At 64.0% G+C, this 25,518-nt stretch carries 24 protein-coding genes; 9 read left to right on the top strand and 15 right to left on the bottom strand.

Going from position 1 to position 25,518, the window contains the following annotated elements:
- A complete protein-coding gene (locus IB275_RS10560) occupies positions 1-987 on the top strand; it encodes an alpha-L-glutamate ligase-like protein (RefSeq protein ID WP_081520580.1) in 987 nt (328 codons plus the stop codon).
- Positions 988-1,143: 156 nt separating this feature from the next.
- Here the strand turns inward: IB275_RS10560 and IB275_RS10555 are convergent, their stop codons facing one another.
- From IB275_RS10555 to IB275_RS10525, 7 genes are all read right to left on the bottom strand, one after another.
- A complete protein-coding gene (locus IB275_RS10555) occupies positions 1,144-2,328 on the bottom strand; it encodes a MalM family protein (protein WP_192295410.1) in 1,185 nt (394 codons plus the stop codon).
- Between the two features lie 10 nt (positions 2,329-2,338).
- Positions 2,339-3,937, bottom strand: a complete 1,599-nt coding sequence (locus tag IB275_RS10550; RefSeq protein ID WP_139791695.1) for an outer membrane protein transport protein — start codon at positions 3,935-3,937, stop codon at positions 2,339-2,341.
- An 18-nt stretch (positions 3,938-3,955) separates the two neighbouring features.
- Positions 3,956-4,960, bottom strand: a complete 1,005-nt coding sequence (locus IB275_RS10545) for a transporter (protein ID WP_081520583.1) — start codon at positions 4,958-4,960, stop codon at positions 3,956-3,958.
- A 48-nt stretch (positions 4,961-5,008) separates the two neighbouring features.
- Positions 5,009-5,770, bottom strand: coding sequence for a C39 family peptidase (locus tag IB275_RS10540; RefSeq protein ID WP_081520584.1), 762 nt, complete (start codon positions 5,768-5,770; stop codon positions 5,009-5,011).
- A 90-nt stretch (positions 5,771-5,860) separates the two neighbouring features.
- Positions 5,861-6,316 (bottom strand): DUF6160 family protein, encoded by a 456-nt coding sequence (locus tag IB275_RS10535; RefSeq protein ID WP_017516894.1) that lies wholly within the window; start codon positions 6,314-6,316, stop codon positions 5,861-5,863.
- Positions 6,317-6,547: 231 nt separating this feature from the next.
- Positions 6,548-9,271, bottom strand: coding sequence for a winged helix-turn-helix domain-containing protein (locus tag IB275_RS10530; RefSeq protein WP_192295409.1), 2,724 nt, complete (start codon positions 9,269-9,271; stop codon positions 6,548-6,550).
- A gap of 1 nt (position 9,272) precedes the next feature.
- A complete protein-coding gene (locus IB275_RS10525) occupies positions 9,273-11,981 on the bottom strand; it encodes a winged helix-turn-helix domain-containing protein (RefSeq protein ID WP_192295408.1) in 2,709 nt (902 codons plus the stop codon).
- Positions 11,982-12,143: 162 nt separating this feature from the next.
- Here IB275_RS10525 and pabB point away from each other — a divergent pair, with 162 nt between their 5' ends.
- A complete protein-coding gene (gene pabB / locus IB275_RS10520; protein WP_192295407.1) occupies positions 12,144-13,487 on the top strand; it encodes an aminodeoxychorismate synthase component I in 1,344 nt (447 codons plus the stop codon).
- Between the two features lie 58 nt (positions 13,488-13,545).
- On the opposite strand, the gene thrH is transcribed toward pabB, so the two are convergent.
- Positions 13,546-14,163 carry a bifunctional phosphoserine phosphatase/homoserine phosphotransferase ThrH gene (gene thrH / locus IB275_RS10515; RefSeq protein ID WP_024765701.1) on the bottom strand — a complete coding sequence of 206 codons (618 nt, stop codon included), beginning with the start codon at positions 14,161-14,163 and terminating at the stop codon, positions 13,546-13,548.
- A 189-nt stretch (positions 14,164-14,352) separates the two neighbouring features.
- Here thrH and IB275_RS10510 point away from each other — a divergent pair, with 189 nt between their 5' ends.
- The 3 genes from IB275_RS10510 (at position 14,353) to IB275_RS10500 (ending at position 16,780) form a co-directional block, all read left to right on the top strand.
- Positions 14,353-15,087, top strand: a complete 735-nt coding sequence (locus tag IB275_RS10510; RefSeq protein ID WP_081520588.1) for a phosphoadenylyl-sulfate reductase — start codon at positions 14,353-14,355, stop codon at positions 15,085-15,087.
- Positions 15,088-15,172: 85 nt separating this feature from the next.
- Complete coding sequence (locus tag IB275_RS10505) at positions 15,173-15,517, top strand: hypothetical protein (RefSeq protein WP_192295406.1); 345 nt, start codon at positions 15,173-15,175, stop codon at positions 15,515-15,517.
- 78 nt (positions 15,518-15,595) lie between these two features.
- Positions 15,596-16,780 (top strand): MFS transporter, encoded by a 1,185-nt coding sequence (locus IB275_RS10500; protein WP_192295405.1) that lies wholly within the window; start codon positions 15,596-15,598, stop codon positions 16,778-16,780.
- A 54-nt stretch (positions 16,781-16,834) separates the two neighbouring features.
- On the opposite strand, the gene cysB is transcribed toward IB275_RS10500, so the two are convergent.
- The 5 genes from cysB to IB275_RS10475 all read right to left on the bottom strand — a co-directional run bounded on the left by cysB (position 16,835) and on the right by IB275_RS10475 (position 20,821).
- Positions 16,835-17,809 carry an HTH-type transcriptional regulator CysB gene (gene cysB, locus IB275_RS10495; protein WP_192295404.1) on the bottom strand — a complete coding sequence of 325 codons (975 nt, stop codon included), beginning with the start codon at positions 17,807-17,809 and terminating at the stop codon, positions 16,835-16,837.
- 167 nt (positions 17,810-17,976) lie between these two features.
- Positions 17,977-18,462, bottom strand: a complete 486-nt coding sequence (locus IB275_RS10490; protein WP_081520591.1) for a universal stress protein — start codon at positions 18,460-18,462, stop codon at positions 17,977-17,979.
- 96 nt (positions 18,463-18,558) lie between these two features.
- Positions 18,559-19,470 (bottom strand): 5'-nucleotidase, encoded by a 912-nt coding sequence (locus tag IB275_RS10485; protein ID WP_192295403.1) that lies wholly within the window; start codon positions 19,468-19,470, stop codon positions 18,559-18,561.
- Positions 19,471-19,487: 17 nt separating this feature from the next.
- Positions 19,488-20,435 (bottom strand): putative 2-dehydropantoate 2-reductase, encoded by a 948-nt coding sequence (locus IB275_RS10480; protein ID WP_192295402.1) that lies wholly within the window; start codon positions 20,433-20,435, stop codon positions 19,488-19,490.
- Complete coding sequence (locus tag IB275_RS10475; RefSeq protein ID WP_192295401.1) at positions 20,435-20,821, bottom strand: YbbN family protein; 387 nt, start codon at positions 20,819-20,821, stop codon at positions 20,435-20,437. The genes IB275_RS10480 and IB275_RS10475 overlap by 1 nt, the downstream gene beginning before the upstream one ends.
- Between IB275_RS10475 and IB275_RS10470 the strand changes: the two genes are divergently transcribed.
- Both IB275_RS10470 and IB275_RS10465 read left to right on the top strand, forming a co-directional pair.
- On the top strand, positions 20,820-21,239 hold the full coding sequence (locus tag IB275_RS10470) for a PilZ domain-containing protein (protein ID WP_081520595.1): 420 nt from the start codon (positions 20,820-20,822) through the stop codon (positions 21,237-21,239). The two genes, IB275_RS10475 and IB275_RS10470, sit on opposite strands and share 2 nt — an antisense overlap.
- A 180-nt stretch (positions 21,240-21,419) precedes the next feature.
- Positions 21,420-22,496 carry a 3-deoxy-7-phosphoheptulonate synthase gene (locus IB275_RS10465; RefSeq protein ID WP_192295400.1) on the top strand — a complete coding sequence of 359 codons (1,077 nt, stop codon included), beginning with the start codon at positions 21,420-21,422 and terminating at the stop codon, positions 22,494-22,496.
- Between the two features lie 125 nt (positions 22,497-22,621).
- Here the strand turns inward: IB275_RS10465 and IB275_RS10460 are convergent, their stop codons facing one another.
- A complete protein-coding gene (locus IB275_RS10460; protein ID WP_024765462.1) occupies positions 22,622-22,906 on the bottom strand; it encodes a GNAT family N-acetyltransferase in 285 nt (94 codons plus the stop codon).
- A gap of 22 nt (positions 22,907-22,928) precedes the next feature.
- Complete coding sequence (locus tag IB275_RS10455; protein ID WP_192295399.1) at positions 22,929-24,203, bottom strand: hypothetical protein; 1,275 nt, start codon at positions 24,201-24,203, stop codon at positions 22,929-22,931.
- A gap of 237 nt (positions 24,204-24,440) precedes the next feature.
- Here IB275_RS10455 and IB275_RS10450 point away from each other — a divergent pair, with 237 nt between their 5' ends.
- Positions 24,441-25,130 carry a crotonase/enoyl-CoA hydratase family protein gene (locus IB275_RS10450; RefSeq protein ID WP_045208591.1) on the top strand — a complete coding sequence of 230 codons (690 nt, stop codon included), beginning with the start codon at positions 24,441-24,443 and terminating at the stop codon, positions 25,128-25,130.
- Positions 25,131-25,289: 159 nt separating this feature from the next.
- The gene (locus IB275_RS10445; RefSeq protein WP_081520664.1) at positions 25,290-25,481 is read left to right on the top strand and encodes a hypothetical protein; all 192 of its coding nucleotides are present in this window, start codon (positions 25,290-25,292) and stop codon (positions 25,479-25,481) included.
- The last annotated feature ends 37 nt before the right edge of the window (positions 25,482-25,518 follow it).

The following is a 25,518-nucleotide window of genomic DNA, read 5'->3' as shown; positions in this document are numbered from 1 at the left end:
ATGTTCGGCCTGATCAAGCGATGGAAAGCCCTGGAAGCCAAAGGCATCATGGGCATCAACCGACGCAACGCGGACTACGTGCTCAAGTACAACCAGCGGCACCTGTACCCGATCGTCGACGACAAGATCATCACCAAGCAGCGCGCCATCGAGGCGGGCATCCACGTACCGGAAATGTACGGGATCATTTCCACCGAGAAGGAGATCGAACGCCTGCCGGAGATCATCGGCGAGCGCAGCGACTTCGTGATCAAGCCGGCGCAGGGCGCCGGTGGCGACGGTATCCTGGTGATCGCCGATCGCTTCGAGGAGCGCTACAAGACGGTCTCCGGGCGGATCATCAGTCATGAGGAAATCGAGCACCAGCTGTCGAGCATCCTCACTGGCCTGTACTCCCTGGGCGGCCACCGCGACCGCGCGCTGATCGAGTACCGGGTGACCCCGGACCAGATCTTCAAGAGCATCAGCTACGAAGGCGTACCGGACATCCGCATCATCGTGCTGATGGGCTACCCGGTGATGGCGATGCTGCGTCTGCCGACCCGCCAGTCCAACGGCAAGGCCAACCTGCACCAGGGCGCCATCGGCGTGGGCGTGGACCTTGCCACCGGCCTGACCCTGCGTGGCACCTGGCTGAACAACAAGATCAGCAAGCACCCGGACACCACCAACGCGGTGGACGGCGTACAACTGCCCAACTGGGACGGCTTCATGAAGCTCGCCGCCGGCTGCTACGAATTGTGCGGCCTGGGCTACATCGGCGTGGACATGGTGCTGGACCAGGACAAGGGCCCGCTGATCCTTGAGCTCAACGCCCGCCCCGGCCTGAACATCCAGATCGCCAACGACTGCGGCCTGACCCTGCGCACCCATGCCGTCGAGGCGCACCTGGCCGAGCTGGAAGCCAAGGGTGTGAAGGAAACCGTGGAAGAGCGCGTGCGCTTCTCCCAGCAGCTCTTCGGCCACGTGCATCCGAAGGAAGTCTGAAGCGCCCTGCCCCACAAAAAAGCCCGGCATTCGCCGGGCTTTTTCATGGTCATCTGATTTCGCGGACAGCGCGTAGGGCGCATAACGCCAACGGCGTTATGCGCCGTGGAGGCTGGCGGATAACCCGCTTCGGGTTATTCGCCCTACGAAACTACTTCAGCGCACTACGGCCAGCTCGAACCCACCCTGGTCACCGTGCTCGCGCACCTTCATCCCGGCCTCGTTCACCGCCAGGTCTTCCAGCGGTCGCTTGTAGGGCTTGTTGTCGAGGGTCTGCAGGCTGCGGTCCTCGTCGGTAGTGAGCAGCAGGACGTAACGCTCACCCTGGTTGGCGCGCACCGGGATTGTCCCTTCGATGAATGCATAGCGGTACCAGGTCTCCGGATTGAGCTTGTACACCGCGTCACTCACCAGGCGCGTCGGGCGCTTCTGCTCGTCGAGGAACAGCAGCGACGGGTAGACCACCTGGTGGTTGGCGAAGCTGCGCACGCGCAAGCCGTAGACGTGTTGTGAGCTGGGCAGCTTCATTGCCACGAAGTAGCTCTTGCCCATGGGGAAATCGAAGCTCGGCGAGAACTTGTTCAGCTCCTCGTAGCGCGGTTCTTCCACCGACAGCTCGGTGAAGTCACCGTCGCCCATCTGATCGCAGCAACGCCGCTGCAGGTCGACATAGAGGTCGTCCAGGGTCTTTCCACTGCCCTTGAGCAGCGCCTTCATGGCGTCAGTCTGCTCGCCCATGCCGTCGAGCCCCGGCAGGTTGTTCGGGCGCCCCTTCAGGTCGATCTGCCGGCCTTCGGTAAAGGCGATAGTGCTGCCGCCCTGCTCGCCCCGACGAAACATTGCCCCGCGCTGCTCCGCTGTGATCGGTGAGTTGCGCACCTGCCCCTTGTCGTCGACCCAGGTGAAGTACGGGTTGCCGTTCTCACTGCGGACAAAGCCGCGATCCTCGTAGGACTCGGCGTCGATGTACTCGGAAGAATGGTCCCCGTTGGGCAGCACGTAATCCGCGCGGCCGGGTGCTACCTGGCCGGCGGCGTAGAAGCTGTTCTGCAGGTTGCCCTGGGCGTCCACCCAGGTGAAGTAGCGGCGCTTGCTCTCCCCCGCCGGCCGGGCGCCCGGCCACTGGGTGGCACTGAGGTCGATCAGGCGTGCGCGGTCGCTCTGGTCGATGCGCTTGTCCGCCTGGCGCTGCTGCTGGGCGTAGTTGGCGTCGACGAAGGTGTTGTGCACCTGGCCGCTGTCGTCGATCCACGACAGGTAGCGGCCGCTGGCAGCCTGCGCCGATGCGCTCACCACGCCGACGGCGGCGACGCAGGAAATCAGGAGGGTCAGCCCGTTCATGTTGTTGCCCTCAGAAGGTGGTGCGGTAAGTCATGGCGAACACATAGGCCTTTACCGTGGTGCTGACGTCGAGGCCGGCATAGGGGTTGTACACCAGGTTGTCGATGCCGGTGCAGTTCAGATTGCAACTGGTGCCCGCCTTGATGCTCTGCTTGGAGACGAAGTAGTTGAAGCCCAGGTCGATCACCGTGTCCTTGTCCCACTGATAGCCCAGGCCCAGGCCGTAGAGATCGGCGTCGCCGATAGGCACCAGGGCGTCCGCCTTGTCCTTGGGGATCGCCGAGGGACGGTACTCGTATCCGGCGCGCAGTTGCAGGCGGTCGTTGACGTCGTACTGCACGCCCATGGCATAACTCCAGGTGTCCTGGTAGCCACGGTCGAGGATGATGCTGTGGTCGGTGGCGCCGTTGGGCGCGAAGTTCTTGGCGATGCGCAGCAGGTCGAGCTCTTTGTCGAACTCGATTTCCAGCTTGTTCCAGTCGCTGTAGTCGGTCCACTTCAGGTCGAAGTTGAACTGCCACCTGTCGAACGGCCGCACCTTGATCCCGGTGGAGAAGCTGTCCGGGTTGACCATGTTCAGTGTCGCCACACCGTGCTCTTCCTCGGCGTTGCCGTAGGGGAACAGCGGGCTGAGGAAGGCGCCGAATACCGAGTTCTGCATGCCGGACCAGAAGCCCTGCCAGTCCTTGGTGTAGTCGACACGGTACTTGCCCTTGAGGTGCATGCGCGACTCGCTCTGGTAGGTCGCGCCCCAAGCCAGCCAGTCGTAGGGTTCCCACAGCACGCCCAGGTTGAAGCTCGGCGACAGGGTCTGCTGCATGTCCAGCTTGAGGTTGGCCAGCGAGTCGTAGGGGCCGATGCGGCCGCCGCAGACGTTGAACACCAGCTCGACGATCTCCTGCGCACCGGGCACGCAAGTGGTGTCGTGCAGGGTCTGCAACAGGCCGGTAAGCAGGCCTGGGTTGCGGAAGTCGGTGTCCAGCGCCATCGCCTGGTGGGAGAAGCCGATGCTCAGGCCCACCGACAGGTCGTCGTTGACCTCGTAGCCCACCGAGGGCGAGAAGTAGGTGATGCGCTGCAGCGAGACGCGGCGGCCTTCGTAGCGTGCCGGGTCGCTGTCCGAGTCGCGCGAATAGCCTAGCGCCTGGGGCGCGTAGACGTTGGTGGCGAAGGTGAACTTGGAGCCCGGCGGGTTGATCGACAGGCCGGCCAGTGGCGCCACCAGCAGCGGCATGTCGGTCATGCCGCCAAGGCCGGGCAGGTACATGGTCGGAGTCAGGGTACGGCTGTTCTCACCGGCCACCGGGTCGTCGTCCAGGCCGAAGGAGGACGAACCATAGTCCGGCGGCGCCTTGAAGCCGGCGCGGATATCCATGACCCCGGTGATCAGCTTGAGCTGAGTTTGGCGGCCCTTGAGCTTGGTCAGGGCGGCGGGGTTGTAGTGCACCGCGTCGATACCGGTGGAGTCGGCCGTGACCGCGTTGGCCATGGCCATGGCCTTGGGGTTGCCGATGGTCAGGTCGTTGGCGAGCTGGGCGTTGGCGAGCGTCGCCCAGCCAAACCCTACCCCTGCCATCGCCACCGCGAGGGGCGAAATGCGCATAGTCATGTGGTGGTCGCTCGTCGGTTACTGGGCTTTGAGGCCTTGGATATCCAGGGGAAGGGAAACCCCCAGCAGTACATCCGGCGAGTCTTCGGTCAGACCGAAACCGGCGTTCACGTTGACGATGTAGTCCGGCGATGTTCGCAGGCCGAGCGAGAAGTTCATGATCGCGCTGGTCTGCTCGGGCGCCTCGACCGTGCGGTCGTTGAAGTAGTACTTGTTCTTGAACGAGTAGGCCATCTGGTAGGAGGTGGCCAGGGAAACGTCGTAGGACAGCGCGTAGGCCATGCCCATGGCGAAGTTCAGCGTATCGCCCGGCACCACCTTCTCCAGCTCTTCGCCGAACTGGTTCTGGTGGATGTCATCGACCTTCATGTTGTAGGTGTAACCCAGCGAGCCGTAGAGCACGACGGGATCGATCACGTAGGACATGTTGGCGCCGGCGCCCAGGCTGTAGAAGCCGTTGCCGGTGGAGACGTCATCCTGCACGTTGCCCTTGTACGGGCTGTCGCCGGTGGGCAGGCCGAGGGTGGCGTAGAGCGTGGTGACCGGAGCGCCACGACGCGCGGCCCAGGGCTGCCAGCGCAGGGTGGCGGAGACATCGCCCAGGCTGTAGGCATGGATGTCGCGCTCGGTGTCGTACTTGGCCACGAACGGCAGGCGCATGCTGAAGGTCAGGTTGTCCCAGATGCCGTAGTCGAAGGTGAACGAGTTGGTGAAGGTGTGCTGCGCCTCGCTCTGGGCCAGCACGCTGTAGACGTTCTCGCCACTGCGCACGGCCTGCAGGCGGGTGTCGCGCATCAGGGTGTAGTCGAAGCCATAGGTCAGCTGGCGCTCACCTTTCTTGAGCAGGGTGTAGCTCTTCTCGGCGGCCTGGAATACCTGCTCCAGCGCCTTGGCGCTATCGGCGTCGGTATCCTTCTTGGCCAGCGCATCACGCGCGTCTTCGGTTGTCGCTTCTTCGGCGATGGTGCTGGTACTTGCCAGCAAGGCCAGAGCGGCAACGCACGCAAACCCCTTGAAATCCATGTTGCTATCCCCTGGTCTTGTTCTTATTCGTATGGGCCGATCGGGCGATCACTTGCGCCGGATGTACTGGACATCTCCGTTCGTGGCGGCTGTGCCAATCTGGTTCTGGGTGACCTTGCTCATCTCCGGGAACTCGCGGAAAGCCAGCAGGCTCACGGTCCGGTCGTCCACCAGGCGCATGTCGGCTTCCTTCAGCTCCAGAGCGTTCCTGGGCTCCTGGCCGCTGGGGTAGATCACGAAGAGCACGTTCTGGTCCCAGATTTCCTCGAAACGGGCGCGGGTGAAACTGATGTTGCCCAAGGCAGGATCGGCAACGAAGACGTGGTCGTTGTAGACGTCGCGGACCACGACGAAATGCTTGAAGCCGGCATAGTGGATCGGCACCAGCGCCGGGTGTTCGAGCGAGTCCAGGTCGGAGAACTCGGCACGGAAGCCGCCACTCTTGTAGCCGAGTGCGGCGGCATAGCGCTTCATGTCCAGAAGCGAGAATCCACGGCGCTGGACGATCTTGTCGGCCTCGCCGTACTTGATCAGGCCTTCCATGACCTGACGCTCTTCCAGGTTGCGGCCCAGGTAGTAGTCCAGCAGCGTGGTCAGCGCCGCCGAGCCGCAGCTGTAGTCGTAGGCCTGGCGGATGACGTTGCGGAACTGCACCTGGCTCATCGGCTCGAGCTGGACCGACTCGCGGAAGGGACCGTTGGGCGTGAGCGGCTGCGAGATGTTCACTGTGCCCTGCTGTTGCGGCTTGGTATCCACGGCCTGGGTAAAACCGAACAGGCCCAGCAGGCTTCCCAGCAGAATCTCGAACATCCCACCCCTCGCTTCAAATTCTGGAAGTCATTCCTGGAAGGCCCTCGCCGGCAGGCGCCGGCAAGGGGTACTGCGCTTCAACCTTCGGGATCAGTGACCCCAGACCTTCACGGTCGAACCGGCGAGGTTCAGGTTGGAAACGGTCAGCGAACCAATGCTGGCGCCGCCGGTGCCTACCTTGACGGCGTCGATGGTGACGTCACCGGTCACGGTGGGCAGGCCGATGGCCAGTTGTTCGGTGGCTACGGCAGTGCCGCCGCCAACCGGAGTGATGTTGGTTTTCACCACGTCGACGGTCATCGGCGCGTTGTCGGCGATGGTCACGCTCGGCAGGTGGATACCCTGCAGGACCAGGGAACCGCCGTTGGTGTCGGCGTCCTTGTAGGTGACAGCGCCAATGGAGGCGTTGAAGGTACCGGAAATGCTGATGCCATCCTGGCCGGTGATACCGGACAGTGCAGCGTCATCCATGGATTTCATGTCGGCATGTGCCAGGAACGGAGCGGCCAGAACTGCGCTTGCAAGAACCAGTTGCTTGATTTTCATTGTTATAACTCTCCAGTGTTCAGGTGGGGTTGCCCCAGGCACTGCAAGGGGCGTCCTACCCCGCTGCAGGTTGACCGGCTGATGCCGATCTTCCAGACCCCCGACTTCTTCCTTAGGCGCCGCGGGTATGGATTCGTGAAGCACGAAGCTTCTCGTCCTGGTCTCCAAGCTACTGACCCGCCGTGAACCTGCCAGCCCATCCAAGGGATGGCGCAAAACCAACCTTCCGACTCAAGCTTCGCTGAGCAGTCCCAGACTCTTCCCCTTGAGTACCGCCTGGGTGCGGCTGCGCACGCCGAGCTTGGCGAACAGGTTGTGCAGATGCCACTTGATGGTGGCCTCCGACAGATGCACCGCCTGGGCGATGTCCCGGTTCGACAAGCCGGCCGCCACGAGCCGCAGGATCTCTCGCTCACGGTGGCTAACATCTTGATTTTCATCGAAACTTTCAGGATCAACGGAGAGCCTGCGGCATTGCTCGCGAAGCATCTCGGCCACCCCTTGCCAGGCCGAAGCGCGCTTGGGTTCTGCGCCCTTCCAGGCCTCCCAGAGTGGCAGTAGCCACAGGGCGTCGTCCTGGAACAGGCGCCGGTAACCCAGGTTCCAGGCTTCCTCGAGGGTGGGGGCGAACAGAGCGAAGGCTTTTTCGCTGTTACCTTTCTGCCAATACGCCACAGAAAGTAACAGCGAAAGACGCAGCCGCCGGTCGCGCTGATAGGGCGAGGTAAAGCCCGCCAGACACGATTCCAGACGCTGCTGCGCACGTTCGGCGTGGCGCTCGGAAAGCGCCAGGCGCGCCTCTGCCATCACCAGCGCCGCGTGGGCATCGGCATAGCGTTCGGCGTTGAGTCCCGAGAGGTGCCGCGCCAGTTGCAGACACACGCGCTCGGCCTCGTTGGGCCGGCGCATCCACAGCAGCAGTTGCACCTTGCAGCTCATCGCCAGCGCATGCACCCGCTCGTAGCCCGGCGACTGCAGGCCAACCAGCCATTCGTCGAGCTGGGCCAACCCTTGTTCGGCCTCACCAGCGAAGAATCGCGCCTTGGCCATCACCAACTGACCGCGACTGATCAGCTCCACCGGTGTGGCAACGTCGCGCCAGGTGGTGGCCAGCGGCAGTTCGGCGAGGATCGCCGCGTGGCGATCCTGCTCGTAGAGCAGATCCGCATAGGCCAGGGACAACGGTCCTCCGACCCGGCTGCGCCGGCCGAAGACCCGCTCCACGCGGCTGCGCGCGCTCTCGGCAATGGTCCGCCCGCGCTCCAGCTCACCGCGTTCCTTGCAGATCAGCGCCTCGATCATGCTGACGACGACCTGCAGGTATTCGCTGTCAGCCATGCGCAGGCAATCGCGGGCAACGCCGATGGCACTGGCCGCCTCGGCGTAGTCACCCAGCAGCGCATAGGCCGCAGCCTGGATGCACGACAGGCTGGCGCGGAATACCGGCTGGTTACCCGGCACCAGCGCCAGCCACTGGCGCGCCACCTTCAGGCAGGCCTCCAGCTTGTCCTGGTACAGCAGCACCAGCGCCTTCAGCACCTGGGCCACGGCGAGCAGCTCGGCCATGCCGAAGTGACGCACCTTGCCCTGCCCCTGCAGCAACCGGACGCTGAGCTCTTCGATCAGCGCCTCGGCCTCGGCGAACTTCTGCTCGAAGGCCAGCTGCCAGGCGTAGAAGATCTGGAACACCGGGTGCTCGCGGATCACCTCGGCGGGAATGCTGCTGAGCATGCCGAGGATGCCGTACACGCGGTTGCCGGCAATCAGCTTTGCGCCCTGGCGCTCCAGCAGGTCGGCGGCAAAGGCATAGTCGCGGGCGCGCAGGGCGTACTTGATCGCGCGGTCGGCCATGTCGCGGCCCTCGCACCAGCGCGCGGCGGCGTGCAGCAGCGGCGTCGGATCGGAGTTGCGCGCCAGGCGGCCCTGAAGGAATTCGGCGAACAGGTGGTGGTAGCGGAACCACTCGCGCTGGTCGTCCAGCGGGATGATGAACAATTGCTCGTTCTGCAGCCGCATCAGCATGTCCAGGCCATCACGGCGCCCGGTCAGGGCGTTGCACAGCTCGGCGCAGAATTCGTCGAGCACCGAGGTCTGGTCGAGGAACTGCTGCAGCGGTTCGGGCAGGCTGCGCAGAACGTCCTCGGCGAGGTAGTCGGCAAGGTCGCGCTCGGTGCCGGAAAGCCCCTTGAGCAGCGCCGCGCGGTCCGGGTTGCGCGCCAGCGCCAGGGCCGCGAGATGCAGCGCAGTGATCCAGCCTTCGGTGCGTTTATGCAGCAGCTTGAGCTCACTGTCGCTCAGGGCCAGCCCCTTGAGTTCGGTGAGGAAGGTGTCGGTTTCCTCGCGGGTCAGGCGCAGGTCGTCGCCGCTCAGGCAGAAGGCCCAGGGCGCCAGGCCCGGCTCGTCCACCAGGAAGCGCGGGCGATAGCGGGTGCTGGTGACCAGGCGGATGTTGTCCGGCAGGTGCTCGATCAGGTAGCGCGCGCCGTGGGCCAGCGCCGGGTGGCGGATCTGGTGGAAGTCGTCGAGCAGCAGGTAGATCGGCCCGTCGAGGCGACGCAGGTCGGAAAGGAAGGCGTCGATGATGCCTTCCAGCGGCAGGGTCATGTCCGACTGCAGCAGGTTCGAGGTGTTGGTGCCGAAATCCGCCTCGACGCTGCGGATGCTCGCCACCAGGTACTGCACCAGGCGCTGCGGCTCGCTGTCGCCCTCGTCGCAGGACATCCAGGCGACCCGCGCGCCACCCTCCAGCAGGCGCTGGCGGAACAGGCTGAGAATGGTGCTCTTGCCGAACCCGGCCGGCGCACTGAGGATCAGCACGCGCTGCTGGCGGTGGGCATACAAGCGGTCGATCAGGGCGCGGCGCGGCAGCAGCGAATCGCTGTCGGTGCGCGGTGGGAACAGCTTGGTGCGCAGCAGCGGCATGGGCTGCTGCGGCAGTGTGGTCAGGGTCGTCATGTCAGAGCAGACTCAGCTCGCGGGCACGGCGTATCGCTTGGGTCCGATTGCGCACCTTGAGCTTCTCGTAGATGTTGTGCAGGTGCCATTTGACGGTGCCCAGAGCCAGCGACAGCTGCTGGCCGATCTCCTCGTTGGAGAGTCCCTGGGCCGCCAGGCATACCACCTCGCGCTCGCGGTCGGTCAGACCTTCCTCGAGCACTTCGGGCGACCTGCGTGCTTCCTGCCCCGGCCAGACGGTCAACATTCCGCGAATGAAAACCTGCAGCGCCGGTTGTCGCTCGGTGGATTCCAGCTGCTGCAGCAACTGGCGAACCCCCTCGCCTTCCTCGATGAAAATGCTCCGCACCCCTTCCCGCTCGGCGCCGACCAGGCATTGGCCAAGCAGGCTATGGGAGCGTTCCTGGTAGCCCAGGCGCTGGTAGCTCAGGGCCGCCAGAAGATCCAGGCGCAGCCGTTGCAGGCCGTGCCAGCCCGGCTGCAGCATGCCGCGCAGCTGGGTGATTTCGTGCAACGCCTCGCTGAAGTGCCCGCGCGCCTGGAGCAGGCGCACGCGGCTGATGCCCTGCACCCAGAGTACCGGGTTGAACGGCATCTGCTTGTAGTGACTGGCGAGCTTCGCCCAGTCGATCGCCTTGAGCCGCTGTTCGGCGCGCTTGCAGCGGTCGGTGGCGGTTTCCTGGAGGATCAGGTTGATCTCCTCGCCCACCGCCATGGCGAAGAAGCGCCAGGACTGGTTTCGCGAAGCCAGGGTCTGCATCAGCCCGAGGGTGGCCAGCGCCTCCTTGCCGCGCCCTTGCAGGCGCTGGATGCGCGCCAGGCACTGCATGCCCTGGGCGTACAGATCAATGGGGTTGACCACGTCGACCCGGCCCAGCGCCCAGCGCAGGCGCTCTTCAAGGCCATCCAGTTCGGTGCGGTAGTAGGCCGTCAGCGCTTCGGCGATGGCCGGCAACGCCAGGGCCTGGGAGCGTTTGTCGAACAGCGGCATGGCCTGCTCACGTACGCGCTCGATGAGCATCTGCGCCTGGTTGACGTGTCCCTGCTCCAGCGCCAGCACCACTTCGATGGTGCATTGCTGCATGTGCAGGTAGCGGCCGTCGAGGAAGTGGTTGCGCTGCTGCGCCAGCCCCATCAGGCGACGTGCCTGCTCCGCCTGGCCACGCACGACCTGGGCGAAGGCGGCGATCAGCAGAATCGCGCCCTCGAGGAACGCCGAATTCTGCCCCAGCTGGCTCTCCACCTTGCGCGCCAGGGTGATGCACTGTTCGAGGTCATCTTTCTGCAGCGCCAGCACGGCTTTCACCGCCAGCGCCGAGAGGTACTGGTTGCCCATCGGGCCGTTGCCGCGCGAGTCGCCCCAGCGCGCCAGCAGCTCGTCGATCATGCGGTTGGCTTCGGGCAGGCTGAGCTCGGTGGCGCGGGTCCAGACGTCGCTGAGCACGAGGATCGGGTAGCGCTCGGCGATCTCGTTCGGCACGTGCTTGCGCCAGCGCGAGATCAGGTAGAGCTGGCCCCGGTTGATCAGTTCAAGGCCACAACCATCGACCAGCGCGGCGAGCATCTCCGGGTCCTCGGCGAGGCAAGCGTGCTCGATGGCCAGGGTCGGCATGTGGTGGTTGGTGAACCACAGGCTGGCGTTGAAGTGCAGTTGCTTGAAGCGCTCCGGATCACGCTCGCGCAGGCAGGCGCGGAGGAAGTCGGCGAACAGCTGGTGGAAGCGGTACCACTGGCGGTCGCGGTCCAGCGGCAGGAGGAACAGCTGCATGCTGTCCAGATGCTCCAGCAGCGCCTGGCCGTCCTGGCGGCCGGTCAGGGTATTGGCCAGGTCGCCGTTCAGGCGATTGGCGATCCCCAGGGACAGCAGCGCGTCCTGCACGTCGGCCGGCAGGCGCTCGAACACCGCGCGCAACAGGTAGTCACCCACCGCCGCCTTGTCGCTGCTGAGCAGCTTGAGGTCTTCCGGAGCACCCGGCTGCTGGCGCAGCCACAGGCTGACCAGGTGAACCCCCGCCATCCAACCTTCGGTCTGGTTGTGCAGCGACTGCAGGCAGCTATCTTCGAGTTGCAGGCCATCGCGGGCCAGGTACTCGCGGGTTTCGTCGCGGGACAGGCGCAGCTCGTCCTGGCCAATTTCCAGCAGCAGGCCCTTGGCGCGCCAGGTAGCGAGGTTCAGCGGCGGCTGGGAACGGCTGCCGATGGCCAGGGTGAGGCCGGGCGGCGCGTACTGCACCAGGCGATTGAGGCCGGCGAAGACGTCGGAATGGGTGATCTCATGCAGGTCGTCGAGTACCAGCAGGACCTTGCGCTCGTCACGGGAGAGGTCCATCAGCAGGCTTTCCATCACCGCGACCACGGGCACGCGCATGGTGTTATGCACGTACCCCAGCGCATCCTCACCGGTGCCCGGCACGGAAGTGGCCAGGGCCTGGATGAGTTTCAGGCAGAAACGACCGGGATCGTCGTCGTCACTCTCCAGGGAAAGCCAGGCGACCTTGTGGCCTTCGCTTGCACGCTTGCCGGCCAGCGCCGCCAATGCGGTGGTCTTGCCGAAGCCGGCGGGCGCCGAGAACGACAGGATCGAGGCATAAGGATGTCGGTCCAGGGCATTCTGGACCTCGGGACGAATCAAATAATCAGCAGGCACCCGAGGGGGTGTTAATCTGGAGCGCAGAAGGCTGCCGGCTGCGGGCTCGAGCACTACATCCACGGCCTGTATCCCTATGTCATTATCGTTGTTGGTACGGAGCACTGTCCGCGTGGGATTCGTCACTTCTTATCAGAATGCTTTTCCTACGTAAACTGAAGAAATAGCTCTAGGATCGACACTTCAGCCGACCTGATCACCTCATTTGCCTGCACGCTGTTACCCATGCCTGACTGTTTTCTGTACCCGCTTCCTTACCGGGAAGACCCGGGCGAACGCTTCGCCCTGATTCATCGGGCACCCGGCGCCGTACTCCTGGACGCCGGTCGACCTATTGCCACACGTGGACGCTATGACCTTCTGAGCGCCTGGCCATTGGCAGAACTGGCACCAACCGCCGACGAATCGGCCAAGCGCTTCTTCGCCCGCGCAAGAGGCGCCTTGCAGAGCCTGGGCGAGGCAAAAGTCCCGGACAACCGCAAACTGCCATTCGTCGGCGGAATGATCGGTTATCTCGGTTATGACTTCGGCCGGCGCGTCGAGCACCTGCCCGAACCGAACCTCGACGACCTCGCCCTGCCCGATGCGCGCCTGGGCCTGTATGCCTGGGCACTGGTTACCGATCACGAGGAGCGCAGCAGCCAGTTGGTGTTCCACCCGTCACTGGCAGCCAGCGAGCGGGAACGCCTGATCGCGCTGTTCGAGAACGCCCACGACGATGAAGCGCTGCCGCCCTTCCAGCTTGCTGCGCCCTTCCGTCCGGACCTGAGCCGCGAGCAGTACCACGAGGCGCTGGAACGGGTGCACGGCTATATCCTCGCCGGCGACTGCTATCAGGTGAACTACACGCAGCGCTTCCGTGCGCCCTGCCAGGGCTCGCCCTGGCTGGCCTACCGCGCGCTGCGCGAGGCCTGTCCTACGCCCTTTGCCGGTTACCTGGCATTGCCTGAAGGCGCCGTCCTCAGCCTGTCGCCGGAGCGCTTCATCCAGCTCCACGGCAACCAGGTGGAGACCCGCCCGATCAAGGGCACCCGCCCGCGCGGCGACTCACCCGAGGCCGACCGACAGAATGCCGAGGCCCTGCTCGCCAGCGAGAAAGATCGTGCCGAGAACCTGATGATCGTCGACCTGCTGCGCAACGACCTGGGCCGCAGCTGCCGCCCAGGCAGCGTGCATGTGCCCGAGTTGTTCGCGGTGGAGACCTACCCCAACGTCCACCACCTGGTCAGCAGCGTGCGTGGCGAACTGGCAGACGGCAAGGACGCGCTGGACCTGCTCGAAGGCAGCTTCCCCGGCGGCTCCATCACTGGCGCACCGAAGGTCCGCGCCATGCAGATCATCGACGAGCTGGAGCCGACCCAGCGCAGCATCTACTGCGGCAGCCTGCTCTACCTCGATGTGCGCGGCGAAATGGACAGCTCCATCGCCATCCGCACCGTACTGGTCAAGGACGGCCAGGCAAGCTGCTGGGCCGGCGGCGGCATCGTGGCCGACTCCAACTGGGAAGAGGAATACGCGGAATCGCTGACCAAGGTGGGCGTGCTGCTGCGGACGCTGGAAAGCCTCTGACAGAAACGTAGAAAACAAAAAGCCCCGCATCAGCGGGGCTTTTTCGTCACAGCCGGTGTTACAGGCTGAGCGGGCGGTTGGACGCCTTGAGGAATTCCTTCTTCAGGTCCTCATAGGTGTGCACGGCCGGGAACTGCGGGAACTCACGAATCACGTTTTCCGGCGCGTGGAACAGGATGCCGGCATGGGCTTCGGAGAGCATGGTGGTGTCGTTGTACGAATCGCCAGCGGCGATCACACGGTAGTACAGGCTCTTGAAGGCGATGACCGACTGACGCTTCGGATCCTTCTGGCGCAGTTGGTAATCCACCACACGATCAGTCTCGTCGGTGATCAGCTTGTGGCACAGCAGGGTCGGGAAACCGAGCTGGCGCATCAGCGGCTGGGAGAATTCGTAGAAGGTGTCGGAGAGGATCACCACCTGGAAGCGCTCGCGCAGCCAGTCGACGAACTCCACCGCGCCTTCCAGCGGCTTCAGGGTGGCGATTACTTCCTGGATGTCTGACAGCTTCAGGCCGTGCTCGTCGAGGATGCGCAGACGCTGCTTCATCAGCACGTCGTAATCCGGGATATCACGGGTCGTCGCCTTCAGCGCTTCGATACCGGTTTTTTCAGCGAAGGCGATCCAGATTTCCGGAACCAGAACCCCTTCCAGGTCGAGACAGGCGATTTCCACGAACGATTTCCCCGCAGGTTTGACTTGAGAGGCGGCACTCTAGCCGCTCGCTCCAGGCGGTGCAACGCACCACTTATACCCAAACACCACAGTCGACCTTCCTGATGGTTATTTAGGGGCATATCCCCCTCTTTGCTACCATCGCGCCCACAGAGCGCCTTGCGCCATTAAAACTAGGAATACCGCCTGATGAGCCTCCCGTTCGATATCGCGGAAATCGCCGCGAGCTATGCCAGCAAAGCCCCACAGGACATCCTGAAGCTTGCCTTCGAGCACTTCGGCGACGAGCTGTGGATTTCCTTCAGCGGCGCCGAGGACGTGGTGCTGGTGGACATGGCCTGGAAGCTCAACAAGAACGTCAAGGTGTTCAGCCTCGACACCGGCCGCCTGCACCCAGAGACCTACCGCTTCATCGAGCAGGTGCGCGAGCACTACGGCATCGCCATCGAAGTGATGACCCCGGACCCGCGCCTGCTGGAACCCTTCGTCAAGGAGAAGGGCCTGTTCAGCTTCTTCAAGGACGGTCATGGGGAGTGCTGCGGCATCCGCAAGATCGAGCCGCTCAAGCGCAAGCTGTCCACCGTGACCGCCTGGGCCACCGGCCAGCGCAAGGACCAGAGCCCCGGCACCCGCAGCCAGGTCGCCGTGGTCGAAGTGGACGGCGCCTTCTCCACCCCGGAGAAACCGCTGGTGAAGTTCAACCCGCTGGCGAACATGAGCAGCGAAGAGGTCTGGGCCTACATCCGCATGCTGGAAATCCCCTACAACAGCCTGCACGAGCGCGGCTTCATCAGCATCGGTTGCGAGCCCTGCACCCGCCCGGTCCTGCCGAACCAGCACGAGCGCGAAGGCCGCTGGTGGTGGGAAGAAGCCACGCAGAAAGAGTGCGGCCTGCACGCCGGCAATTTGATCAGCAAGGCCTGAAGCCGTACCCTCGGCTGACGGAAACTTCCTTGTCAGCCCGCAGCCCAGGATCGGACGCCTGCATGCCTGCGGCGGAGCCGATCCCATGCGCATCACCCTGGTGAAGAAAGTCCTGGCCGACGGCCAGGACTGCCGCAAGTGCCGCGAAGTCCACGACCGCCTGGTCAAGGGCGGCTACCTGGACCGCATCGACCGCACCCTGGTCGCCGACGAGCGCAACCCCGCCAGCACCGGCTGGCTGGTCGCCGCGCAGTACGGTGTGGACACCGCCCCCTTCTTTGTCGTCCGCCACGATGATGGCCGCGAGGTCGTCTACACGGTGTTCATGAGCTTTCTCCATGAAGTTCTGGAAGGCCGCGGCGAACTCCCGCTGGACTCCCGCGAAGCGCTGGCCGAACTGGCCCAGCGCGACGACCTCGATCGCCTCTGAGCGTCGTCTTTGACGCTTTCTTGATGCCCGTTCGGCCAGACTGTTTTCTCCTTCCCTGACGCACAAGGATGTTTCGCCATGGCCGACGGCACGGATCGCAGACGCCCCCGCATTCCCACCACCGTCTGGGCACTGGGTTTCGTCAGCCTGTTCATGGACCTGTCCTCCGAACTGCTGCACAGCCTGTTGCCGCTGTTCCTGGTTGGCAGCCTCGGCCTTAGCATGGTCGCGGTGGGCCTGATCGAAGGCATCGCCGAAGCCACCGCGCTGATCGTGAAAGTATTCTCCGGCGCCATCAGCGACTACCTTGGACGACGCAAGGGCCTGGTGCTGTTCGGCTACGGCCTGGCGGCGCTGTCCAAGCCGCTGTTCCCGCTGGCTACCTCCGGCGAGACCATCTTCGCCGCACGCCTACTCGACCGTATCGGCAAAGGCATCCGCGGCGCACCACGCGACGCACTGATCGCGGACGTTTCGCCGCCGTCGATCCGCGGGGCCTGCTTCGGCCTGCGCCAGTCCATGGACACCGTCGGCGCCTTCGCCGGCCCGCTACTGGCCATTGCGCTGATGCTCTGGCTTGGCAACAACCTGCCACTGGTGTTCTGGTTCGCCTGTATTCCAGCCGGCTTCGCGGTGCTGGCCATCGTCTTCTTCGTCAACGAACCGGAACCGGCCGAAGGCCCCCAGCGCTTCCGCTCGCCGATCCATCGCGACGCGCTGCGCAGCTTCCCGGCGCGCTACTGGTGGGTGGTCAGCATCGGCGCGGTGTTCACCCTCGCGCGCTTCAGCGAAGCCTTCCTGGTGCTGCGCGCCCAGGACATCGGACTGCCGATGGCCTGGACACCCATTGTCATGGTGGTGATGGCCCTGGTATTCATGCTCTCGGCCTACCCGGTGGGCTGGTGGTCGGACCGCACCGACCGCACCGGCCTACTGGCTATCGGCATGGCCCTGCTGGTGGCGGCCGACCTGCTGCTGGCCTGGGCCGACTCCACGCCGCTGATGCTCGTCGGCGTCGCACTGTGGGGCCTGCACATGGGCTTCACCCAGGGGCTGCTGGCCACCTTGATCGCCGACACCACGCCAGCCGACCTGAAGGGCACCGCCTTCGGCGTGTTCAACCTCGCCAGCGGTATCGCCATGCTGCTCGCCAGCGTACTGGCTGGCTGGTTGTGGCAGAGTTTCGGCGCCAGCTGGACCTTCTTCATCGGCGCGGCGCTGGCCTTCGCCGCCCTGCTATTGCTGCGCTGGCGCATCCACTGAAGCCAGCAATGAAAAAGCCCGGCATCTGCCGGGCTTTTTCGAGTGAGGGGGCGATCAGTAGACCGGCAGTTCGATGCCGTCGAACAGCTCGTCCAGCTCGGTCTTGTTGTGGCACTGAACGGCCTTGGCCAGCAGGTCGCGGGTCAGGTGCGGGGCAAACTTCTCGATGAAGTCGCACATGAAGCCGCGCAGGAAGGTGCCGCGACGGAACCCGATCTTGGTCACGCTGGACTCGAACAGGTGGCTGGCATCGAGCATCACCAGGTCGCTGTCGAGCTTCGGATCGACCGCCATGTGGGCGACGATGCCCACGCCCAGCCCCAGGCGCACGTAGGTCTTGATCACGTCGGCGTCGGCCGCGGTGAACACCACTTTCGGCACCAGGCCACGCTGGTTGAAGGCTTCGTCGAGCTTGGAGCGGCCGGTGAAACCGAATACGTAGGTCACGATGGGCTGCTCGGCCAGCAGCTCCAGGGTCAGCTTCGGCATCTTGGTCAGCGGGTGGCCCTGGGGCACGATCACGCAGCGGTTCCAGCGGTAGCACGGCATCATGATCAGGTCACCGAACAGCTCCAGCGCCTCGGTGGCGATGGCGAAGTCGACGGTGCCGTCGGCGGCCATCTCGGCGATCTGCATCGGCGTGCCCTGATGCATGTGCAGGGAGACGTCCGGGTATTGCTTGATGAAGCCGCTGATCACGCCGGGTAGTGCATAACGCGCCTGGGTGTGGGTGGTGGCGATGGACAGCGTGCCCTTCTTTTCGTTTGAGAACTCCTGGGCGATCTGCTTGATGCTCTCGACCTTGCGCAGGATCTCGCCAGCGGTGGTGATGATGCGCTCGCCGGCCGGGGTGACGCGGGTCAGGTGCTTGCCGCTGCGGGCGAAGACTTCGACGCCCAGCTCGTCCTCCAGCAGGCGAATCTGCTTGCTGATGCCGGGCTGGGAGGTGTACAGGCTTTGGGCAGTGGCCGAGACGTTCAGATCGTGGTGCGCGACTTCCCAGATATAGCGCAGTTGCTGAAGCTTCATGGACTTTCCTCGAAATGAATGTCGCGACCCGCGATCAGGGGCTTGTCGTTTTATAACCATATTAATGGTTTAAGGAATAAAACTAGACGTTTTTTTTCGCCCTGCATGCCATTCGTCTAAAGCCCTACGGAAATTCCGGGCTTGCCTGACGTATCGTCACAAAGCCTTCAGCGGTGCTGCAGCATCGGTACCAGGTAGACCGGCACTTCGGCCAGCTGTACCAGGCGCGCGGCAGTGCGTCCCAGCGGCGTATTCAGCCCATCCCCGTGGCTGTGGCTGCCGGCGACGATGATGTCGACGTCCAGGCGCTTGGCCTCGTCGAGAATCACCATCGGCGCGTCCCCCTGCACCACGCGCACCGAGCGGATCAGCTCGGCGTCCTGGCGCGCTTCCCCCAGCTCATCGCGGAAGCCTTCCATCACCCGCTGCTCGATGCTGCCCATGACATTGGTCAGGCCATTGGTGCGCATCTCGTTCAGCGTGCCTTCATCCAGGTAGGTCTGCAGCACGGACTCGGCAAACAGCCCCAACGGTTCCACCGCGTGCACGACATACACCTCGGCTCCGTAGGCACGGGCCAGCGACAGTGCGTGCTGAAGGACGTAGGGAGCGTAAAGACCGAGGTCGGTGGCGTAAAGAATCGTTCGGATCATGCGGCCTCCTCGACTGCCTGCGCGGCGGGGCCTATCCAGCAGCGTAGCAGGAGAACGCGAATCGCTCCGAGAAGGCCGGATGTCGCGGCCGGGCGGCTAACCGGCGACCTTCTTCTCGTTGCTCACGCCATGGGGAACATGGCCGGTCGCCACTACCTCCCGAGCCTTCTCGCAGTGCATCGGCTGGTCGTCGAAGAACACGTCGGCGGCGAAGGCTTCGAGGAAGGCAGCCTTGTCCAGGCCACCGAGGAACAGCGACTCGTCCAGGCGGATGTCCCACTCGCGCAGAGTGCGGATTACCCGCTCGTGGGCCGGGGCCGAGCGCGCGGTGACCAGCGCCGTGCGGATCGGGCAGGACTCCTGCGGGAAGGCCTGCTGCACGCGGTTGAGCGCTTTGAGGAAGGGCTTGAACGGCCCACCGCCCAGAGGTTCGCGCGCGGACTCGCGCTCGTGGGTCTGAAAGGCTTCCAGGCCGCCCTGCTGGTAGACGCGCTCGGAGTCGTCGGAGAACAGCACCGCATCGCCGTCGAAGGCGAAGCGCAGCTCGCCATTGGCTTCCCGGCGGGTGCCGCCGGAAAGGATGGTCGCGGCAGCGAAGCCGGCATCCAGCGCGTTGCGCACGTCATCTATATGGGTCGATAGGAACAGGTGGCAGTTGAACGCCTTGAGGTAGGGATAAGGGCTACGCCCGCCGACGAACGCAGCGCGGGAGATGCCCAGGCCGTAGTGCTGGATGGAATTGAATACGCGCAGTCCGGTATCGGCGCTGTTGCGCGAGACCAGGACGACTTCCACCGGCGCGCTGTCGGTCCCGCCGTTGAGGGCGAGCAGCTTCTGCACCAGGGCAAAGGCATCGCCCGGCGGCAGGACTTCGTCCTCACGGTCGATCTGGTACTGGCGATAGGCTTCGACGCCCTCGCTTTCATAAACCTGATGGCTTTCCCGCAGGTCGAACAGCGCCCGCGAGGAAATCGCCACCACCAGCTTGTCGCCCAGCCCTTTTGCCATGCTTCCCCCGGTGCTCGTCAGCGAGTCTGGTTGCGTACGTCGATGAACCGCAGCGCGCGATACAGCGCCTCGATCTTCGGCAGTTCGCGCCCGGCCTTGCGCGCAGCTTCCAGAGGCGCCGCGTAGATCGCGCCCAGCTCCAGCGGCCGGCGCTGGGCAAAATCATGGTACATGCTGGGCAGGTAGTCCGGCATGGCATCGGTGGAGTTGAGCATCGCCCCGACTATGCCCTGGGGCAGCGAGTGCCCGCACGCGGCGGCGCCGGCGATGACTTCCTCCATCAGTTCGGCCACCAGGGTGCGACTGTCGGGGTTGTCCATGATCGCCCGCGTGCCGCTGTCGAGCAGCACCGAGAGGCCGTTGTATGGGATGTTCCAGACCAGCTTCTGCCAGCGCGCCTGCTCCAGATTGGGCATGGCGTTGGAGTCCAGGCCGGCGCTACGGAACAGCGCAGCGCCCTCCTCCACGATCGCCTGGCGCGCTTCGGCCTCCGGAGCGGAACCCGAGTGATAGCCGATGTTCACCCCGCCGAAGGCCTGGTGTTCGATCACACCCGGTTCGGCGCGGTGCACGCAGATGAAGCAGAGCCCGCCGAGCAGGTGGATGTGTCCGGGCAGCAGCGCGCGCAGTTCGTCTTCCACGGCAAGGCCGTTCTGCAGCAGCAGGACCTTGGCGCCTTGCGCAGCGGCCTGAATGATCAGCGGCGCGAGGTCGGCGTTGCTGGTGGTCTTGGCGCCCACCAGCAGCCAGTCGCAGGACGGCATCTTCGCCACATCGTCGTAGGCGTTCACCGGCGACAGGCTCAGCGCGCCGTGCACCTGGCTGTTCAGACGCAGGCCGTTCTGCGCGACGGCGGGATACTCGCTGCGCAGCAGGAAATGAACGTCATGGCCGGCGCGGGCCAGCATCAGGCCGTAGAAACCGCCAATGGCGCCGGTTCCGATGATGCCGATTCGCAGATTCATCAAGGCAATTCCTCAGCAGGACGCGCCAGGGCAGCGCGCAGGGCTTGGATCAGGGGTTCGGGGCGCAGCGGTGCGTGCACCGGGCCCAGGAAATGGCTGTCGCGCACCAGGAACAGGGACGGCAGATGGAAGACCTCATAGCGCTCGACCAGGCCGCCGCTGTGCCCGGCGTCGATCCAGCACAGGCGGTCGATGGGCAGGCCGAACTCCGGCAGCACCTGCCGCGCCCAGCGACAGGTGGAGCAGCCAGCGCCGGTGAAAATCAGCAGCGATACGCCCGGCAGCTCCAGCAGCCGGCGGTCGGCATCCAGGTCGGTCAGCTCCAGGGCCGGCACTATACTCAAGGTGCCACCACTATAAAGATTGCAGTCGGAGCGTTCCGTCATGCGTCAGTTCCTGCGCCACCCGTGCGATTTTCCGGTCGAGCTGGTCATCCGCAAACAGACTTTCCTGCCGCGCCAGCGGTTGCACAATATCAGCCTCGGCGGCGTCGCGTGCAATTCGCCACGGGGCTTTCGCCGCGGCACCTCCATCGAGCTGCGCATTCCCCTGCTGGGCGACTCCGCCTGCTACCCCGGCGTCATCGCCTGGAGCCGCAAGCAGGCCAGCGACTACCGCGTAGGCATTGCCTTCATCGACGAAGACACCCTGTTCCGGGCGCGCATGGTCGAGCAGGTCTGCCAGATCGAGCAGTACCGCCGCCAGCAGGAACAGGCGAGCGGCAGCAGCCTGCCGTTCGAGACCCTGGCGCTGGAGTGGATCGCGCAGAACGCCGCCGACTTCCCGATGTTTTGCGCGGTCTGATCGGCACCCCGCAGAAAGTCGCGCAAATGCCCGTGTTGCGGGCATTTTCCTGCATCGAGCCATTGTCGAGGCTACGCCTGAACGGTTAAGGTTCGGGTTCCCCTTAGCGACACCTCTGCCTGCGCCCCATCGCACGGGGATTTCTGGCGGCCGGCACCCGTGACCTGATTGAGTACCACGATGGCTGATTTACAGATCGACGACCTTAACGTTGCCTCCAACGAGACACTGATCACGCCGGAGCAGCTCAAGCGCGAAATCCCCCTGACCGACGCCGCCCTGCGCACCGTCGCCAACGGCCGCCAGGTCGTCCGCGACATCCTCGACGGCAAGGACCACCGCCTGTTCGTGGTAATCGGCCCCTGCTCGATCCACGACATCAAGGCCGCCCACGAATACGCCGAGCGTCTGAAGGTGCTGGCCGCAGAAGTCGCGGACACCCTGTTCCTGGTGATGCGCGTGTACTTCGAGAAGCCGCGCACCACAGTCGGTTGGAAGGGCCTGATCAACGACCCGTACCTGGACGACTCCTTCAAGATCCAGGACGGCCTGCACATCGGCCGCCAACTGCTGCGCGACCTCGCCGAGATGGGCCTGCCCACCGCCACCGAGGCGCTCGACCCGATCTCCCCGCAGTACCTGCAGGACCTGATCAGCTGGTCGGCCATCGGCGCACGCACCACCGAATCCCAGACCCATCGCGAGATGGCTTCCGGCTTGTCCTCGGCGGTCGGCTTCAAGAACGGCACCGACGGCAGCCTGACCGTGGCGATCAACGCCCTGCAGTCGGTATCCAGCCCGCACCGTTTCCTGGGCATCAACCAGGAAGGCGGCGTCTCCATCGTCACCACCAAGGGCAACGCCTACGGCCACGTGGTGCTGCGTGGCGGCAACGGCAAGCCGAACTATGACTCGGTCAGCGTCGCCCTGTGCGAACAGGAACTGACCAAGGCGAAGATTCCCCTGAACGTGATGGTCGACTGCAGCCACGCCAACTCCAACAAGGACCCAGCCCTGCAGCCGCTGGTGATGGACAACGTCGCCAACCAGATCGCCGAAGGCAACAACTCCATCGTCGGCCTGATGGTGGAAAGCCACTTGGGCTGGGGCGCGCAGCCGATCCCGAAGGACCTGTGCCAGTTGCAGTACGGCGTGTCGATCACCGATGCTTGCATTGACTGGGACACCACCGAGAAGGCCGTGCGCAGCATGCACACCAAGCTCAAGGAAGTCCTGCCCAAGCGCCAGCGCGGCTGACGCTCAAGGCACGAACGAAAAAAAAGCCGGGCATCTGCCCGGCTTTTTCTTTGGCGCTACGGCCATTCGGCAAGCACAAAAAAACCCGGCATTGGCCGGGTTCTTTCATTTCAGCGCGCTGAACGTCAGAGCGCTGTATCGGTGTGACGCTGGCGGCGTTCCAGGTAGCGCTCGACGTAGGAGCACGACGGGATGACGCTATAGCCCTTGCGCTCGGCGAACTGCAGCGCATGTTCGGTGAGCGCGGCAGCGATGCCGCGGCCGCGCAGGCTGTCCGGAACGAAGGTACGGTAGATGTCGAGCGTCTGCTTGCCCAGATCCATGTAGGCCAGATAGGCGCGATGACCATCAACAGTCGTTACGAACTGGTGGCTGGTTTCATCATGCTGGATGGACAACGACTCACTCACTTGCTCTCTCCTTCGCAGGGCCTCACAACATGACCCGCACCTGATTGATCTTGTTCAGGCGGAGGAACATTTCCGCCGAGCCCGTCCCGATCATGACGGTGATATAGACCCGGCCGTTCTCCACCTTGTGCAGCACACCCTGATAATAGGCACCATCAAACGTGATGAACTGCAGGCGCTTGCCTGTGTACTGGGCAAGACTTTCAACGCTAACGAACTCATATTGCTGCGTTTTGGCCTGCGACTCAACCGTTTCCGGGGCCGAAACCATTTGATACTGGCTTTCCGGCGTGAGTTTTTCCTTAGCCGGTTCGACCCACGCGAACCCCAGCGGTGTGACTGACTGCTGGTTCACTAAGACGACCGGATGGAGCATCTGGATCACATCCTTGGGCTCGAAAAATTGCAGACCGTCCCAGGCCATTCCCTCACTGGGCATCAGCTCGATGCGCAGCGAACGCGGATCTTCCAGGTAACGGCCATAGGCCTCGAGTAGCGGCTTGTCGAGCGCGACGCGCTGCTGGCGCAAGGCCTTGTCGAATTTCTCCAGCGACAGCGCGGTGTAGGCTTTCTGATCGACGCCCAGCTTGCCACGGCAGAATTCGCTGACCCGACGCTGGTACTGGTTGTCGTTCATCTCGAAGACGACCTGGGATACCCGGGGCGGGTTCACGCGCATGTCGCCCGGGCGCTCGGAGACGTTCATCAACGTCATGCTGGTGTGCATGTCGAGCATGTCGCGAGTATCGCTGCGCAGGTCAAAGGTCAGGGTCTGCGCACCCGGCTGCATGCGATAGGAGAACTCGATATCCGACTCGAGGGTGCGGTACCCCATCTGCAGCAACTCATCGACGCCGATGTTGCGAACGTTGCCGCAGGCCACTTCGCTCATGGCAGTGAAGGCGCTCTTCTCTGCCGGCTTGGCGTACAGCGATTGCATGAACGGGCCGTGGATCTGCAACTCGACGCCCTTCAGGTCCACCGCCATCTGCTCCGGCAGCTTGCCCTCATCCAGACGCTCCTTGAAGCTCAGCAGCTCGCGCAGCCCATTGAACTTCAACTGGGCGTGGGAGACCTTCAGGCTGTCACCGGCCATGGGGACCCTGATCACCACGTTCTGCAAACCGACACGGCCGTCGAAGGACGAGGAAATGCCGCCATAGGTAATTTCCATGAACGGCGAGACGCGGGCGATGGCGTCGTTCACCACGCTGCGCACCGAAAGCCAGAGCGACGCCTTGATGATGAGGGCGATCGCCACGACGGCGAATAGGGACCACTTGAGAATCTTCGACATGGCGGGCACATCCTGGATTGTGCGAGAGCGGGGCGTAGGGATACTGGCAGCTTAACAGTACGCCTGAGACCTCTCCACGAACGCCGTCGGAATTTGCGTGCACAGTACACAGAATTCGCCCGATTTTAGTGGCATGCAGCTGACTCACCAGTCAGTCAAAACGCTTTACGCACCAGGCCTGCGTCAGTATGTTCTGGCCACTTCCAACCCAAGGACTGCAACCCAGGACCCTCTGCCATGAGTGAGCTGATCAGCTACCAATTCGAAGACGGCATCGCCACCCTGACCCTGAACAACGGCAAGGTGAACGCCATCTCCCCGGCGGTCATCGAAGCCTTCAACCAGGCCCTGGACCAGGCGGAGAAGGACCGTGCCATCGTCATCGTCACCGGCCAGCCGGGCATTCTCTCCGGCGGCTACGACCTCAAGGTGATGACCTCCGGCCCGGAAAACGCCGTGAACCTGGTGGCCGCCGGCTCCACCCTGGCCCGCCGCATGCTGTCCCACCCGTTCCCGGTCATCGTCGCCTGCACCGGCCACGCCGTGGCCAAGGGCGCCTTCATCCTGCTCTCGGCGGATTACCGCATCGGCGTCGACGGGCCGTTCCAGATCGGCCTCAACGAAGTGGCCATCGGCATGACCATGCACCACGTCGGCATCGAACTGGCCCGTGACCGCCTGCGCCGTTCCGCCTTCACCCGCTCCGTGGTGAACGCCGAGATGTTCAACCCGCGCGACGCCGTGGACGCCGGTTTCCTCGACAAGGTGGTGCCGGCCGAACAACTCCAGGCCGCTGCCCTGGAGGCCGCCCAGCACCTGAAGAAGCTGAACATGACCGCCCACCGCAACACCAAGCTGAAAGTGCGCAAGCAGTTGCTGGAAACCCTGGACAAGTCCATCGAGCTGGACCGGAACCACCTGGCCTGATAGCCCGATGACCAAAAGCCCGGCCTGGTGCCGGGCTTTTTCATGCCATCACTATTACCTAAATAGCAATACTGATTAAGCCTGTTTGCTATTTTTCAAAAATTATTACGCATTAACCTATATATGAACCCGAAACAAACCAACCCAGAGGTGTTCATCATGAAACTCAACATCATCGCCGCCAGCGTACTGGCCGCCGCTACCGCCTTCGCCGCCCAGGCCAGCTTTGCCGAAGAGTCCCCGCTGATGCAGGACCGCATGGTTCACATGACCCAGGCCGCTATTCAGCAACAACAGTCCGAGCAGTCCGCCAGCCAGGTGAATGTCGAAGCCGCTTCCAAGCAGGGCTGAAACTTTCACATCCCGCCAGCCGCCTGCAGCAGGTGAC

Origin of the sequence: Pseudomonas sp. PDM21 (assembly GCF_014852505.2) — a bacterium.
GTDB lineage: Bacteria > Pseudomonadota > Gammaproteobacteria > Pseudomonadales > Pseudomonadaceae > Pseudomonas.
Note: the sequence above shows the minus strand (reverse complement) of the source record. Positions and strands in the feature narration are given on the sequence as shown.